We start from the raw sequence: 15062 nt of genomic DNA on the forward strand, positions 1-15062 counted from the left end.
GAACAGCCTTCAGTCGGATGACGTCCGAAGGACGAATAGTCCGAAGGACTTCAGACGACCTCGTTCTTCGCCACGGTCACGATTCCGCCGACGCTCACGGTGAAGCGCTCTTTGTCGTGCTCGAGGTCGACGCCGACCTGGCCGCCGTTGCTGACCTGGACGTTCTTGTCCAGGATCGCGTTGCGCACCACCGCGTTCCGGCCGACCCGGACGCCGGGCATCAGGACGCTGCCCTGGACCACGGCGCCGTCTTCGATCACGACGTCGTTGAACAGCACGGAACTGTGCACGGTCGCGCCGGACACGATGCAGCCGGCGCCGACCATCGAGTCGTTGGCGGAGCCGCCCTTGATGAACTTCGCCGGCGGCAGGTGTGAGGTCTCGCCGCGGATCGGCCAGCGCTCGTTGTAGAGGTTGAACACCGGGTTGGCCGAGACCAGATCCATGTGCGCCTCGTAGAACGCGTCGATGGTGCCGACGTCGCGCCAGTAGCCGCGGTCGCGGGGGGTGGCGCCGGGGACCGCGTTGTCGTTGAAGTCGTAGACGTAGGCCTCGCCCCGTTCCACGAAGGCGGGGATGATGTCGCCGCCCATGTCGTGATCGGAGTCCGGATCGGCGGCGTCGGTGCGCAGGATGTCGACCAGGGCCTGCGTGGTGAACACGTAGTTGCCCATCGACGCGTAGGTGACGTCGGGGTCGTCGGGTGTGCCCGGCGGGTCGCTCGGCTTCTCCACGAAGCGGGTGATCACGTTCTCCGCATCGGAGTCGATGCAGCCGAAGGCCACCGCCTCCTTGCGCGGTACCCGGATCCCGGCGACGGTGACCGAGGCCCCGGTGGCGATGTGCTGTTCCACCATCTGGGAGGGATCCATGCGGTAGACGTGGTCGGCACCGAAGACGACGATGTACTCGGGCTTCTCGTCTTCGATGAGGTTCATCGACTGGAAGATCGCGTCGGCGCTGCCGGTGTACCAGCGCGGTCCGAGTCGCTGCTGCGCAGGGACCGGCGTGATGAACTCTCCGTGGAAGCCCGACGACCACCAGGTCTGCGAGATGTGCCGGTCGAGCGAGTGCGACTTGTACTGGGTCAGCACGCAGATCCGCTCGTAACCGGCGTTGACCAGGTTCGACAGGACGAAGTCGATCAGCCGGTACGAACTGCCGAACGGCACCGCGGGTTTGGCCCGGTCCTTGGTCAACGGGTACAGACGCTTGCCTTCTCCGCCTGCGAGGACGATTCCGAGCACCTGCGATTGTGATCTCACGACTCCAACATATCCGGATACCGGGCGCCGCGGGCGGCGGCGGGGAGAGATCGGGCCCTTTGGACTCCTCAGCGCCGGGCGACGGTCATCGTGACATCGACGGTCGCCGCCACCGCACCGCTCCCCGCCACCAGCGCGGCGGCGGCCGCGGCGAGCTCGTCGGGGCCGCGGTGAAAGCCCGCGGGGCCCATCCCGGCGAGGTCGGCGGCCTGAGTGGCGCCGAGTTCGGACGTGGAGGTCACCGGCTCGCTCGCGGTGACCCGGAATCCGGCGGCGGCCAGTTCGTCGTGCAGCCGGACGAGCTTGTCCGCGCCGATGTCGAGCATGCCGAGCGCCTCCCGCACCTCGTGCAGATGACCGGGGTTCGGGGTGACAATCAGCCAGCATCCGCCGGACGCCACGATCCGGGCCACCTCGGCGGCGTTCCGGGGAGCGAAGACCGACAGCACCGCGTCGGCGATACCGTCACCGAGCGGAAGGGGCTCCCACAGATCGGCGACGACCGCCAGCGCCCGGGGATGCGCCTTCGCGGCGGCGCGGGCGCAGTACTTGGACAGATCGATGCCGACGCCGAGCGCGGCGGGCGCCGCGCCGAGCGCCGCGGCCAGATAGTGACCGGTTCCGGTCCCGGCGTCGACGACGACGCCGCCGTCACGCGGGATCGCGGCGGCGAGCGCGTTCGCCACCGCGTCGAACATTCCGGAGTCGAGAATCCGGCGACGGGCCGCGACCATCGGCGCGGTGTCGCTGCGATGACCGCTGCCGCGGCCGGTGAGGAGGGAGACGTAACCTTGCCGGGCCCGGTCGAAGACGTGTCCGCGAGGGCACCGCAGTCCCGTCTCGGTGGCGGACGGTTCGTCGCCGCAGACCGGGCAGCGCAGGATGTGCGCGCCGGAGCGCCAGAGCTGTTGCTCCGTGCCGTGTGTCAGGCGACGACCTCGCGCAGCACCTCGCCGAGCGCGCTGGCCTCCTCAGCGTTGAGTTCCACGACCAGCCGACCGCCACCGTCGATCGGAATGCGCACCACGATGCCGCGCCCCTCCTTGACCGCCTCGAGAGGACCGTCACCCATCCGGGGCTTCATCGCTGCCATTGTCGCGCTCCCTTCACCGAATACTGCATCACAGACAATTGGTCGTAGACACTGGTTTTCATAGTACGTGGCGCAGATCTCGCTGGTGCCGCCGGTCGCCGGGCTCGCTCAGCGGGCCTCCTGCTCGGCATCGCGCGCAGACAGGTCGTGCACCGTCGCACGCAGATCGTCGATCTCGCGCGCCAGCTTCTCCAGCGCCCAGTCGACCTCTTCCGCTTTGTAGCCCCGCAGCGTCTGCTGGAAGACGAGGCGGCGCGCATCGTCACCGGTGATCCCCGCGCGCGGGAGCCGGGTGAGCGTCGTGCCCTTCTGCACCGGCGGCAGTTCCTCACCGCGCCCGAAGACGAACCAGACGATCGCGAAGACGATCGCGATGATGAGCGCCATCACGATCACGTACAAGCCGATGACCACCACGGGAATCAGCCTAGCGCGACCGGTGGGCGCTCGTCGGTGGTGAGCGGCGTGGTGTGCGGTGCGAAGGTGCCGTCGGCGGCCGGCACGTACTGGGTGAGGCCCACCCCGGAGTCGGCGATCCCGCAGCGACTGAGCAGCGTCGCGATGATCTGCCGGCTCATCACCGCGAGTTCGGACAGCGGCCGGTTCCGATGGGCCCGCACCCCGAGGTTGACCTGCCCGATCCCGGCCAGGCCGTAGCGGTCGTAGGTGTCGATCAGCAGCCCGATCTCCACCCCGTACCCGGCGGCGAAGGGCACCGTGGCGAGGAGTTCGCGGGTGCCGGCGTATTCGCCGCCGAGCGGCTGCACCACCTCGCCCAGCTCCGGCTTGAGCGCGGTCAGCAGCGGCCGTGCCGTCAGCTCGGTGACGCGCCCGCCGCCGTCGGCGACGCGGGCGCCGCCTTCGGTGAGCGGCCTGCGGTAGTAGCCCTTGACCAGGTGGATCTCCGGGTTCAGCAGGAGCGGTCCGAGGAGCCGGGGTACGAACATCGGGTCCGGGTCGACGAGATCGGCGTCGACGAAGGCGATCAGGTCGCCGGTGGTGGCGGCGACTCCGCGCCACAGCGCCTCACCCTTGCCCGGACGCGGCGGCACGTCGCCGAAGACGTCCTGGCGGGCCACCACGCGGGCCCCGGCGCGGCGGGCGATCTCGGCGGTGGCGTCCGTCGAACCGGAGTCGAGCACCACCAGTTCGTCGACCAGCCCGCCGAGCAGCGGCACGATGGTGGCGACGACGTCGCCGACGGTCGCCTCCTCGTTCAGCGCGGGCAGGATCACCGAGACGGTGCGGCCGTTCTTCGCCGCCACCAGCCGGTCGACGGTCCACTCCGGACGGTCCCACGCATGCGTGTGCGACCAGGGAGCTTCGTCGTTCATGCCAATCCTCTGACCGTGCGGGCCGGCGGGCGGGTCCCCGCTATCGATGCGGTCATGTCCAGCACGCGGCGGGTGTCGGCGACTTCGTGGACCCGGAACACCCGGGCACCCGCGGCGGCGGCCAGAGCCGTCGCGGCCAGCGTACCGGCCACCCGCTGGTCCAATTCCACGCCCAGGGTCTCACCGATGAAATCCTTGTTGCTCAGCGCCATCAGCACCGGCCGGCCGGTGGCGACGAGCCGGTCGACGTGGCGCAGCAGCGTGAGCCCGTGATGGGTGTTCTTGCCGAAGTCGTGGGTGGGGTCGATCAGGATGCCGTCGCGGCGCACCCCGGCCGCCTCGGCCCGCTCGGCGGCCGCCACCAGCTCAGCGGTCACCTCGCCGACGATGTCGGCGTAGGCCACCCGGTGCGGCCGGGTCCGGACGACGGCGCCACCGGTGTGCGAGCAGACCAGTCCGGCGCCGCTGTCGGCGGCCACCCGCACCAGGTCGGGATCGGCACCCGCCCAGGTGTCGTTGATCAGGTCGGCTCCGGCCGCGACCGCCGCGGCGGCGACCTCGCCGCGCCAGGTGTCGACGCTGATGAGGATGTCGGGATACCGCGCGCGGATCCACGCGATCATCGGCACCACGCGGCCGGCCTCGGCGTCCGCGTCGACCTCCTCACCCGGACCGGCCTTCACCCCGCCGAGGTCGACGATGTCGGCGCCTTCGGCGATCACCGTGTCGATCCGCGCCTGCGCGGCCTCGTCGGTGAAGGTGGCCCCCCGGTCGTAGAACGAGTCGGGGGTGCGGTTGACGATGGCCATGACCAGCGCGCGGTCGGTCGCGACGCGGCGCCCGCACAGCGTGTCGGACGGGGTGGGGACGGCGTCGTCGGCGGTCAGGGCAGCATCCTCTCGACGGTCAGCGCGGAGCCTTGGCGGCGGCCACCTCGGCCGGGTACTCGTCGTAGAACGGGACGTAGCCGTCGGCGCGGCCCCGCAGGACCAGGACCTCGTCGCCGGCGACGTCGGTGTACGACTCGTCGCGCAGTTCCACCTTCCGGTTCTTGAAGGTGGTGGTGGCCTCGATCTTCTGCACCATCCGCAGGAAGAGCGGGACGGCGTAGCCTGGGAGCTCGGCGTACAGGTGCGCGGCCAGCGCGGCGGCGTCGAGCGTGACGCCCTCGCGCAGGGTCAGCGCCGCCATCCCGGCACGCCCGTCACAGCCGGGGACCTCGACGCCGTAGACGACGGCCTGCTCGATCGCGTCGAACGTACCGAGGGCGGCCTCCACCTCGGTGGTCGCCACGTTCTCGCCCTTCCACCGGAAGGTGTCGCCGAGGCGGTCGACGAAGGCGATGTGGAAGAAGCCCTGCTGGCGCACCAGGTCGCCGGAGTTGAAGTAGGCGTCGCCGTCCTTGAAGGCGTCGCGGATCACCTTCTTCTCGGTCTCGGTGTCGTCGGTGTACCCGTCGAGCGGGACGCGCTCGCTGATCTCGGCGATCAGCAGCCCCGGCTCCCCCTTCCGCACCGAGCGCAGTCGGCCCTGGGCGTCACGCTTGGGGCTGCCGTCGGCCTCGTAGTCGACCACCTTGAACGGCAGCGGGCAGAAACCGGCGGTGCGCTTGACGTTGAAGGCGTTCACGAAGGCGAGGTTGAGTTCGCTGGCGCCGTAGAACTCGACGATGCGGTCGATGCCGAAGCGCTCGGAGAACTCGTCCCAGATCTCCGGCCGCATACCGTTACCGGCGCACACCCGGACGGCGTGCTGCCGGTCGGTGGGCTTCTCCGGCTGCGCCAGCAGGTAGCGGCACAGTTCGCCGATGTAGCAGAACGCGGTGGCCCGGTTGGCGATCACGTCGTCCCAGAACCGGGACGCGGAGAACTTGCGGGCGATGGCGATACAGGCACCGCCGGCCAGGACCGCGCCAAGCGACACCGAGAGCGCGTTGTTGTGGTACAGCGGCAGCGGTACGTACATGGTGTCGCTCGGGCGCAGCCGGACCGCCAGACCGCCGATGCCCGAGTAGTTGGCGAGCCAGCGGTTGTGGCTCATCACGCTCGCCTTGGGCAGACCGGTGGTGCCGGAGGTGAAGATGTAGAACGCGGTGGTCGACGCGGGCAGCGCGGCCGTCGCCGCCGGATCGGTGCCCGGCTTGCCTGCGGCCGCGGCGTCGAGTTCAGCGAAGTCAAACACATGCTCGGGGTGCTGCTCGGGGCTCATCGTCTCCCACGCATCTGTGCAGCGCGGGTCCCGGACCAGGACCTTCGCGTCCAGCAGCGTCATGCTGTGGTCGATCACGTGGCCGTGCTGGTTGTAGTTCAGCATGCCCGCGACGGCGCCGAGCTTGAGGGTCGCCAGCACCACCAGCAGGTCGGTGGCGCTGTTCTCGGCGAGGATGCCGACGACATCGCCGGTGACGACCCCGCGGCCGGCGAGCACCGCCGCGTAGCGGTTGACGCGGCGGTTGGCCTCGCCGTAGGTGAGGGTCTCCCCCTCGAAGCGCACGAACGGGCGGTCCGGGTGCTTGTGGGCGAGCTTCTGGAAGATGTGCCCGATGGTCTTCTTGGCGTCCGGCGAACGGAACACCAGACCGGGCGCGTGCTGAGCCATCGAGAGCGCGTCCGGCGCCATGCCGACGGCACCCTTCACCAGATCGACGAGGCCGACACGGTTACGCGCGAGGGCGGGGTTCTGGCTGGTCGATTGAGCCATGCGCGGGACTCACTCCTTCTCGATCCGGGGGTGTGAACCGCTACCCTACCGCCGGGTCAGCTATGGCCAGCGCGGCCCCCAGGTCCGGCACCACCCGCAGCCGGGCCAGCGCGCGCGGAGCGACGAACCCGCGCGTCGCGAGATCGTCGAGCCAGGTCAGCATCGGGTCGTAGAAGCCGTCGTGGTTGAGCAGGGCGATCGGCTTGTCGTGCACGCCGAGGAACCCGCCGGTCCAGGTCTCGAACAGTTCTTCGAGGGTGCCGATGCCCCCGGGCAGGGTGATGAAGCCGTCGGAGAGGTCGTCCATCAGCCGTTTCCGCTCGCGCATCGTGTCCGTGACGATCAGCTCGTGGGAGTCGGTGTCGGCGACCTCGGCGGCCATCAGATGCTCGGGGATGATGCCGATGGTGTAGCCGCCGGCCGCCCGCGCGCCACGCACTACGGCGCCCATCATGCCGACCCGGCCGCCCCCGGTGACCAGCGCGTGGCCGGCCTCGGCGATGGCGCGGCCGGTCTGTTCGGCGAGGTCGAGATAGCTGTGGTCGACCGGGCCGGACGCGCAGTACACGCAGATCGCGCTCATCGAATCCCCGAGGCACGGACCACCGCGACGGCTTCGGCGGGCGTGTCGACGAGGGTGATCAGGTCGTCGTCACCCGCACTGATCTTGCCGCCGCCGGCCAGGCTCGACCGGATCCAGTCGACCAGTGGCGCCCAGAAGTCGCGGCCGATGAGCACGATCGGGAAGCGGGTCACTTTACCGGTCTGCACCAGCGTGTACGCCTCGAAGAGCTCGTCGAGCGTCCCGATACCGCCGGGGAGGCAGACGAAGCCCTGCGCGTACTTGACGAACATCGTCTTGCGGACAAAGAAGTAGCGGAAGTTCATCCCGAGGGTCAGATACGGGTTGACGTGCTGCTCGAAGGGCAGCTCGATGTTGAGGCCGATCGACTCGCCGCCCGCCTCGAATGCGCCCTTGTTGGTCGCCTCCATCGCGCCGGGGCCGCCGCCGGTGATCACCGAGAAGCCCGCCTGCGCCAGCAGGCGGCCGAGCTCCACCCCGAGTTCGTACTCGGCGCTGCCGGGCCTGGACCGGGCCGAGCCGAACACCGTCACCGCCTCGGTCACCTTGTCCAGGGCGTCGAACCCAGCGACGAACTCCGACTGGATCCGCAGCACCCGCCAGGAGTCGCGGACGGTGCGCTCGAGCATGCGCGCGCCGTCGCGCGGATCGACCCACTTGAGCAGCGTCTCGTCGCTGGTGACGTAGTCGGCGCCCTCCGGGACGAGCACCTTGGCGGCACCGGCGTAGCGGATGCCTGCGTCGTCGTCGACCGGCCGGTCGTCGTCGAGCGGTTCGGGCGGGGTGTCGGTCATGGGCTCACGCTAGCAACCGTCCCCGACAGCGGCGTCACCCCGCCAGATACCTGCGCAGCAGGCCGGTCACCTCGTGGATCTGCGCGACGGGAACGCGCTCGTCCGCCCGGTGGGCCAGGCTCGGATCACCCGGGCCGAGGTTCACCGCGGGGACCCCGAGCGCGGCGAAACGGGCGACGTCGGTCCACCCGTACTTCGCACGGAACCGCCCCTGGGCCGCCTCGACCAGAGCGGCCGCCGCGGGATTGGCCAGGCCGGGGAGGGCGCCGGGCGCGGAATCGGTGACCTCCGCGGTCAGCACGCCGCCGTCCAGATCGGCGGCGAAGACCTCGCGCACGTGCTCGAAGGCCTGCTCCGGCGACCGGTCGGGAGCGAACCGGAAGTTCACGTCCAGGTACGCCTCGTCGGGCACGACGTTCCCGGCCACCCCACCGCCGACGGCCACCGCCGACAGGCCCTCGCGGTACTCGCAGCCGTCGATGTCGACGCGCCGCGGCGTGTAGCCGTGCAACGTGGTCAGCGCGCGCCCGAGCTTGTGGACGGCGTTGTCGCCCATCCACGCGCGCGCCGAGTGGGCGCGAGTCCCGTTGGCGGACAGGCGGACTCGCAGCGTCCCCTGGCACCCGGCCTCGATCAGTCCGCCGGTGGGCTCGCCGAGGATCGCCACGTCGCCGGCCAGCCACTCGGGCTTCTCGCGTTCGATCACGCCGAGCCCGTTGTACTTGGCGGCGATCTCCTCGCAGTCGTAGCAGATCAGGGTCAGGTCGTGCGCGGGGTCGTCGAGGGTGGCCGCCAGGTGCAGGAACACCGCCAGCCCCGACTTCATGTCGACGGTGCCGCACCCGTGCAGCACGTCGCCCTCGTCGTCGGTCACGGTTCGATGCGACGGCACGTTCCCGGCGATCGGCACGGTGTCGAGGTGCCCGGCGAGGATCACCCGGGAAGCCCTGCCCCGCGTGGTCCGGGCCAGCAGCCGGTTGCCGAACCGGCTGATCTCGAAGCCGCGCGTCTGCGCGCGCAGCGCCGCCTCGACCGCATCGGCGATCAGCGATTCGTCGTGGCTCACGCTGGGCATGTCGACCAGCGCGGCGGTCAGTTCGGCAGGATCGGCACGCAGGTTCAGGTCCGGAACGCTCACCCGGCCACTGTAGCCGGGCGAGCGCGGGCGCCGGCGAGACCTGCAGCGCCGGCAGATCGGCAGATCCGGAAGAGCGGTGCGCGGACCACAGACGCGTACTGCACAGCGCTGAGCGGGCTCGATAGACTGGCAGCCGTGACTACTCAAGGTGCTGTTGCCATCGGAATCGCTACGCTCACCGACGACGGCGTCGTCCTGGACACGTGGTACCCCGCCCCCGAACTGACCGCCGGTGGCGAGGCCGCCGGCACCACTGTGCTGAGCGACGTCGACACCCCGCGCGAACTGGTCGACGCGGTCGCCGTCGACGGCGCCCGCGCCGTCAAGACCGTCGCCGTCCGCACGGTGATCGCCGACCTGAACGACGACCCGATCGACGCGCACGACGTCTACCTGCGCCTGCACCTGCTGTCGCACCGTCTCGTCAAGCCACACGGTCAGAACCTCACCGGTATCTTCGGGCTGCTCGCCAACGTCGTGTGGACCAACTTCGGCCCGTGCGCCGTCGACGGCTTCGAAGCCACCCGCCTGCGACTGCGCGGCCGCGGCCATGTCACCGTCTACTCGGTCGACAAGTTCCCCCGCATGGTTGACTACGTGGTGCCGTCCGGCGTCCGCATCGGCGACGCCGACCGTGTCCGCCTCGGCGCGCATCTCGCCCCGGGCACCACCGTGATGCACGAAGGCTTCGTCAACTTCAACGCCGGTACCCTCGGCACCTCGATGGTGGAGGGCCGGATCTCGGCAGGCGTCGTGATCGGCGACGGCTCCGACATCGGCGGCGGCGCGTCGACCATGGGCACCCTGTCCGGCGGCGGCAAGGAGATCATCTCCATCGGCCGCCGCTGCCTCCTCGGCGCCAACGCCGGCTGCGGCATCCCGCTCGGCGACGACTGCGTGATCGAGGCCGGGCTCTACATCACAGCGGGCACCAAGGTCACTGGCCCGGACGGCACCGTCGTCAAGGCCCGCGATCTGGCCGGACAGTCGAACCTGCTGTTCCGCCGCAACTCCACCAGCGGTGCGGTGGAAGTGACGGCCAAGGCGGGCGACGGGATCGAGCTCAACGAGGCTCTGCACGCGCACAACTGATTCCGTTCTGACTGTGGGCGGCCGGGCCGGGCAGCATGCTTTCTCGGCCCTTCGACCGCGTGTCGTCGCAGGCTCCGCCACGCATGCTCAGGAGGGACCAGTCCTCGCTACTTCTCTCTAGAAGGTCGCGCCGATCTCGAGATGGGCTGCGGAGGGCTCGAAAGCATGCTGCCCGTCCCGGCCTCTCATGCGTGGCGCAGTTGTGTGCCGGGCTCTCGTTGCGTGCTCTCATGGCCTGGGCGGGGCGGCACTTGATCCGAGAACGTGCACTTCCCCGGTCGCCGACTGAGCCGCGCCGAGCCCGCCAGGGCGAGGCGGGTGTCGAAGCCACCCCCAGACAGGCGTCACGCTCTCAGCAAGGAGCGGCCCCGACCGCACACCCCGACGCCACCCACTGACTTCGTGGGCGACGCCCACCGACGTAGTCCTCGCCCACCCGCCGAGCAGGCGACAACGAACCGACCGGCACGCACGAACGCGGCAGCCACCCCTATCCACCGGCCGAGCCCCCTCGGACGCTGTTCTCCTCCCGAGACGCGTTCCCCCACCCGCTTTCCGTTCCGCCACCTGGTCTGGAGCGGGCGGGGGAACAGAAAGCGCGTGGGGGAACAGAAAGCGGATGGGGCGACGGAATGCGGCCAGGGGCGGGCGATCAGACGGTCGTGACGCGCAGTTCGCTGGAGACCGGGGTGGGGTTCACGGTCAGGTCGAGCACGGGGCAGTGCTTCTCGACCGCCTCGTGGAGCTCCGCGTACCGCGCCTCGGTGTCCGGGCCGGACACGTCGACGACGATGCGGATCGCGCCGAAGCCCGGGCGGACATCGTCGTCGAGCCCGAAGAAGCCGCGGACGTCCAGATCGCCCTCGGCGCGCAGCGCGAGCGAGTCGACCTGGATGCCGAGGCGCTGCGCCCAGAAGCGGTAGGTCACGACCTGGCACGACAGCAGCGAAGCCAGGTAGTACTCGACCGGGTTGGGCGCCGAGTCCGAACCGCCCAGAACCGGTGGCTCATCCACGGTGATCGAGAACGACCGCAGCACCACGTCGGACTTGACGCCGTCCGTGCCGACGGCCTCGGCGGCGAACACCGCGGCGGCGTTCTTCGGGTTCTTGCGGACCGCGTCCGCCGTCGCGACGGTGATCGCGTTCAGCGGGGTGTCGGCGGTCGGAGCGGGGAGATCGATCAGTTCGGTGTCAGCCATGGCCCCGAACATACGGGCGGATTCCCTACCGCCCCAGCGTTAAATTCAGTGCGCGTGGATCCGGGGACCGGGCTTGACAGTCCCGGCGGCCGGTCAGCACGAGAGCCGGGCGGCGGCGACTCTCTCGTCGGTGGCGGTGAACACCGGCGGCAGACGTGGCAGCGCCTGCGCACAGTAGCAGCGCTCGCGAACGCTGCTTCTGCATCTACTCGCTGCTACGTGCCCCGACGACCGGGCAGTGGCCACATCCCGTGCAGGCACATCTCGTTCCCTCTCCCCCGGACCGGCCTCGGCTGATTCAGGAGAGCCGGGCGACGGCGGCGTCGACGCGCTCGTCGGTCGCCGTGAACGCCATCCGGATGTGGTTCGCACCGCGCGGACCGTAGAAGTCGCCGGGGGCCACCAGGATGCCGCGCTCGGCGAACCAATCCAGGGTCGCGCGGGACTTGCCTTCGACAAGCTCAGGCGGCGAGGCACGCTCAGGCGGCCCGAGCTCGGGCAGCGAGGTCGCGGTCGCCCAGAGGTACAGGCCCGCTTCGGAATGATCGATGGTGAACCCGGCGGACTCCAGTGCCGCCTTCAGCTTCGCCCGGCGGAGACGGTAACGCTCGCGCTGGGCATCCACATGGACGTCGTCGTTCAGCGCCGCGACCATCGCGCCCTGGACCGGGAACGGGACGATCAGGCCCGCGTGCTTGCGGACCGCGAGCAGCTCGGCGATCAGGCCCTTGTCGCCGGCCAGGAAACCGGCCCGGTACGACGCCAGATTCGACACCTTCGACAGCGAATGCACCGCGATGAGGCCCGTGTGGTCACCGTCGCAGACCGCCGGATCCAGAATCGACACGGCGGGCCGATCCCAGGCCAGACCGAGATAGCACTCGTCGGACACGACCACCACGCCGCGCTCACGCGCCCACGACACCACCTTGCGCAGGTGATCGGCGGGCAGCACCTTGCCCGTCGGGTTCGACGGCGAGTTGAGGAACAGCAGCGCCGGGATCTCCGGCCCGATCGCGACGGTCGAGTCCGCCCGCAGCACGCGGGCTCCGGTCAGCAGCGCGCCGACCTCGTAGGTCGGGTACGCCACCTCGGGGATCACCACGAGCTCCCCCGCGGGCACGCCCAGCTGCGACGGCAGCCCGGCGATCGCCTCCTTGGTGCCGATCACCGGGAGGATCGACGCCTCGTCCAGTCCGTCGATCCCGAAACGACGGGCCAGCGCGCCGGCCGCCGCCTCACGCAGTTCCAGCGTGCCGATCGTCGCCGGATAGCCCGGGAACTCGGAGGCGTCGGCCAGCCCCTGGCGGATCACGGCGTCGACCGGATCGACCGGTGTGCCGACGGACAGATCGACGATCCCCTCCGGGTGCGCGGAGGCCTTCGCCTTCGCACCGGAGATGGTGTCCCACGGGAAGTCGGGCAGCGCCGCGCTGACCGGACGCAGTCGTCGAACCGCCGTCACGATGGCCTCTCCTAGTCCTCTTCGCCCATGGGCGGCAGGTTTTTCACGAACGGCGGGTCGTAATCGGTCTTACCGATCTTGCTCGCGCCGCCCGGCGAACCGAGCTCATCGAAGAAGTCGACGTTGGCGCTGACGTAGGGCTCCCACTCGTCCGGAACGTCGTCCTCGTAGAAGATGGCCTCGACCGGACAGACCGGTTCACACGCACCGCAGTCGACGCACTCGTCGGGCTGGATGTAGAGGCTGCGGCCGCCCTCGTAGATGCAGTCGACGGGGCATTCCTCGACGCACGCCTTGTCCATCACATCCACACACGGTTCCGCGATGATGTAGGTCACTCTCGGCTCTCCTTACGCACACGCCAGGCGCCCGAGCGAGGGCTGATCGCGCCGGGGACACCACTGACAGACCACTACAGCCTAGCTTTTCGCCCTCGGGCACGACGAACCCGCAGTCCCCCTTCTGTCACCGCCGCACCGCCTCACCGGGGCGGACTTTTACCCAGGCTGAGGAAAATGTCCGCGCATTCGCTGTGACTTGCCGGATCAGATACCCCTAGGGGTATAGTGATCAGCGAGGAGGCAACCATGAGAATCGTTGTGGTCGGCGGCGTCGCCGGCGGAATGAGTGCCGCGGCCCGGGCCCGCCGCCTGGACGAGTCGGCCGAGATCATCGTCTTCGAGCGCGGGGATCACCCGTCATTCGCGAACTGCGGCCTGCCGTACTACGTGAGCGGCGAGATCACCGATCGGCAGGATCTACTGGTCCAGACCCCCGAATCGCTGCGGGAGGCGCTCGACATCGACGTGCGCGTGCGGCACGAGGTGATCGCCGTGGATGCGGCGGCCAAGACCGTCGATGTGCGCAGCGCGGACGGCGTCGAGACGGTCGAGTACGACGCGCTCGTCCTCTCCCCCGGAGCCAAGGCCGTACGACCACCGCTGCCCGGGCTCGATTCGCCGCGCGTGCAGACACTGCGGACGGTCGCGGATGCGGTGCGGCTGAAGGACACGGTCGACTCGGGCGCCGGGAGCACTTCGACTCCGCTCAGCATGAACTCCGCGAGCGGGCCTACCGCGACAGCCGCGCTCCGCGCGGTGGTTCTGGGCGCCGGTTTCATCGGCTTGGAGGCCGCCGAGGGCCTGCGCATGCGCGGTCTCACGGTCGACGTCGTGGAACTGGCGCCGCACGTGTTGCCGCCACTGGAGACCGAGATGGCCGCACTGATCCGCGACGAGCTCACGCGACTGGGCATCACGGTGCACGACGGCATCGCGGCCGTCGCGATCGACAGCCGCGACGACGAGGACGTCGTGGTGCTGGGCGACGGCACGATGATCGAGGCCGACGTCGTGGTCCTGTCGGTGGGCGTCACCCCGGACACCGCCGTGTTCGCCGCGGCCGGTGTCGAATGCGAGCGCGGCGCCATCGTCGTCGACGAGCACGGGCGCACCGACGTGGACGGCATCTGGGCCGTCGGCGACGCGACCCTCGCCACCGATCGGGTGACCGGTCTGCGCCGCCCGGTTCCGCTGGCCGGCCCCGCCAACCGGGCAGGCCGCCTGGTGGCCGACGACATCGTCACACCGCAGATCGCCCGGCCGATCCCGCATCCGCTGGGGACGGCGATCGTCCGCGTCGGCGAATTGACCGCCGCGCTGACCGGTGCGAACCGCGCCGCTCTCGACGCTGCCGGGATCGACTACCGCACCGTCCACCTGCACGCCGATCACCACGCCGGATACTTCCCCGGCGCGCGGCAACTGCACCTGATGATGCACCTGCGGACGTCCGACGGGCTGATCCTCGGCGCCCAGGGCGTCGGCCCCGAGGGCGTCGACAAGCGGATCGACGTGCTGGCCACCGCCATCGCCAACGCCATGACCGGTCCGGAGCTGATCGACCTCGATCTGGCGTACGCGCCGCCGTTCGGCTCCGCGAAGGACCCGGTGAATCTGCTCGGGATGATCGCCGAGAATGTGCTCGACGGCGAGATGGCGCTCTGGTACGCCGAGCAGGTCGCCGATCCCGGCTACTTCATCCTGGACGTGCGCAGTCAGGAGGAGTACGACGATGACCACCTCGACGGCGCGTATCTGGTGCCGCACACCGAGGTTCGTGCACGGCTGGACGAGATCCGCGAGGCCGCGGCCGGTCGTCCGATCCGGGTGCACTGTGCCAGCGGCAAGCGCAGCTACCTGGCATACCGCGTGCTGACTGCCGCGGGCCTGGAGGCGGCCAACCTGTCCGGCGGCCTGCTCACCCTGCGCGCCGCGCTCGCCCACGAGCCCGCGCTCGCCTGACGACGGAGCCCGTGTCGACACCACCGGTCCGACGGTTGAGCCGGGCGACGACGGAGCCCGTGTCGAAACCACACCCACACACCGATAGAAGGAG

General features: G+C 70.1%; 15 protein-coding genes. 2 read left to right on the forward strand and 13 right to left on the reverse strand.

Annotated elements, in window-relative coordinates; translation table 11 throughout:
* Positions 1–50: 50 nt before the first annotated feature.
* From glgC to dapE, 10 genes are all read right to left on the reverse strand, one after another.
* Complete coding sequence (gene glgC, locus MYK68_RS15095; protein WP_247864529.1) at positions 51–1265, reverse strand: glucose-1-phosphate adenylyltransferase; 1215 nt, start codon at positions 1263–1265, stop codon at positions 51–53.
* A 68-nt stretch (positions 1266–1333) separates the two neighbouring features.
* Positions 1334–2194 carry a putative RNA methyltransferase gene (locus tag MYK68_RS15100; RefSeq protein WP_349306178.1) on the reverse strand — a complete coding sequence of 287 codons (861 nt, stop codon included), beginning with the start codon at positions 2192–2194 and terminating at the stop codon, positions 1334–1336.
* Positions 2191–2358 carry a DUF3117 domain-containing protein gene (locus tag MYK68_RS15105; protein WP_247864533.1) on the reverse strand — a complete coding sequence of 56 codons (168 nt, stop codon included), beginning with the start codon at positions 2356–2358 and terminating at the stop codon, positions 2191–2193. Before MYK68_RS15105 ends, MYK68_RS15100 begins: the two co-directional genes overlap by 4 nt.
* Before the next feature lie 108 nt (positions 2359–2466).
* The gene (locus tag MYK68_RS15110) at positions 2467–2775 is read right to left on the reverse strand and encodes a DivIVA domain-containing protein (protein WP_247864535.1); all 309 of its coding nucleotides are present in this window, start codon (positions 2773–2775) and stop codon (positions 2467–2469) included.
* Positions 2776–2780: 5 nt separating this feature from the next.
* Positions 2781–3692, reverse strand: a complete 912-nt coding sequence (locus MYK68_RS15115) for a glucosyl-3-phosphoglycerate synthase (RefSeq protein WP_247864536.1) — start codon at positions 3690–3692, stop codon at positions 2781–2783.
* Positions 3689–4501, reverse strand: coding sequence for a dihydropteroate synthase (gene folP, locus MYK68_RS15120; protein ID WP_247864537.1), 813 nt, complete (start codon positions 4499–4501; stop codon positions 3689–3691). The genes MYK68_RS15115 and folP overlap by 4 nt, the downstream gene beginning before the upstream one ends.
* A gap of 97 nt (positions 4502–4598) precedes the next feature.
* Positions 4599–6392: a long-chain-acyl-CoA synthetase gene (locus MYK68_RS15125; RefSeq protein WP_247864539.1), complete on the reverse strand. Its 1794-nt coding sequence runs from the start codon at positions 6390–6392 to the stop codon at positions 4599–4601.
* 40 nt (positions 6393–6432) lie between these two features.
* A complete protein-coding gene (locus MYK68_RS15130) occupies positions 6433–6975 on the reverse strand; it encodes an LOG family protein (RefSeq protein ID WP_247864541.1) in 543 nt (180 codons plus the stop codon).
* Positions 6972–7769 carry an LOG family protein gene (locus tag MYK68_RS15135; protein WP_247864543.1) on the reverse strand — a complete coding sequence of 266 codons (798 nt, stop codon included), beginning with the start codon at positions 7767–7769 and terminating at the stop codon, positions 6972–6974. The genes MYK68_RS15130 and MYK68_RS15135 overlap by 4 nt, the downstream gene beginning before the upstream one ends.
* A 34-nt stretch (positions 7770–7803) precedes the next feature.
* On the reverse strand, positions 7804–8907 hold the full coding sequence (gene dapE, locus MYK68_RS15140) for a succinyl-diaminopimelate desuccinylase (RefSeq protein ID WP_247864545.1): 1104 nt from the start codon (positions 8905–8907) through the stop codon (positions 7804–7806).
* A 135-nt stretch (positions 8908–9042) separates the two neighbouring features.
* Here dapE and dapD point away from each other — a divergent pair, with 135 nt between their 5' ends.
* Positions 9043–9999 carry a 2,3,4,5-tetrahydropyridine-2,6-dicarboxylate N-succinyltransferase gene (gene dapD, locus MYK68_RS15145; protein WP_247864546.1) on the forward strand — a complete coding sequence of 319 codons (957 nt, stop codon included), beginning with the start codon at positions 9043–9045 and terminating at the stop codon, positions 9997–9999.
* Positions 10000–10651: 652 nt separating this feature from the next.
* On the opposite strand, the gene MYK68_RS15150 is transcribed toward dapD, so the two are convergent.
* The 3 genes from MYK68_RS15150 to fdxA form a co-directional block, all read right to left on the reverse strand.
* On the reverse strand, positions 10652–11200 hold the full coding sequence (locus MYK68_RS15150; protein WP_247864547.1) for an OsmC family protein: 549 nt from the start codon (positions 11198–11200) through the stop codon (positions 10652–10654).
* Between the two features lie 298 nt (positions 11201–11498).
* Positions 11499–12665, reverse strand: coding sequence for a succinyldiaminopimelate transaminase (dapC, locus tag MYK68_RS15155; RefSeq protein ID WP_502798253.1), 1167 nt, complete (start codon positions 12663–12665; stop codon positions 11499–11501).
* Positions 12666–12676: 11 nt separating this feature from the next.
* Positions 12677–13003 carry a ferredoxin gene (gene fdxA, locus MYK68_RS15160; protein ID WP_247864549.1) on the reverse strand — a complete coding sequence of 109 codons (327 nt, stop codon included), beginning with the start codon at positions 13001–13003 and terminating at the stop codon, positions 12677–12679.
* A 249-nt stretch (positions 13004–13252) separates the two neighbouring features.
* Between fdxA and MYK68_RS15165 the strand changes: the two genes are divergently transcribed.
* Complete coding sequence (locus MYK68_RS15165) at positions 13253–14968, forward strand: FAD-dependent oxidoreductase (RefSeq protein WP_247864550.1); 1716 nt, start codon at positions 13253–13255, stop codon at positions 14966–14968.
* Positions 14969–15062: the final 94 nt, after the last annotated feature.

The sequence above is a fragment of the Gordonia sp. PP30 genome, assembly GCF_023100845.1.
GTDB lineage: Bacteria > Actinomycetota > Actinomycetes > Mycobacteriales > Mycobacteriaceae > Gordonia.

Coding starts and splice junctions, on each gene's coding strand:
- MYK68_RS15135 (WP_247864543.1), bottom strand. CDS start 7,769: ATGACCGACACCCCGCCCGAACCGCTCGACGACGACCGGCCGGTCGAC.
- MYK68_RS15125 (WP_247864539.1), bottom strand. CDS start 6,392: ATGGCTCAATCGACCAGCCAGAACCCCGCCCTCGCGCGTAACCGTGTC.
- MYK68_RS15150 (WP_247864547.1), bottom strand. CDS start 11,200: ATGGCTGACACCGAACTGATCGATCTCCCCGCTCCGACCGCCGACACC.
- MYK68_RS15105 (WP_247864533.1), bottom strand. CDS start 2,358: ATGGCAGCGATGAAGCCCCGGATGGGTGACGGTCCTCTCGAGGCGGTC.
- MYK68_RS15165 (WP_247864550.1), top strand. CDS start 13,253: ATGAGAATCGTTGTGGTCGGCGGCGTCGCCGGCGGAATGAGTGCCGCG.
- folP (WP_247864537.1), bottom strand. CDS start 4,501: ATGGCCATCGTCAACCGCACCCCCGACTCGTTCTACGACCGGGGGGCC.
- MYK68_RS15115 (WP_247864536.1), bottom strand. CDS start 3,692: ATGAACGACGAAGCTCCCTGGTCGCACACGCATGCGTGGGACCGTCCG.
- MYK68_RS15130 (WP_247864541.1), bottom strand. CDS start 6,975: ATGAGCGCGATCTGCGTGTACTGCGCGTCCGGCCCGGTCGACCACAGC.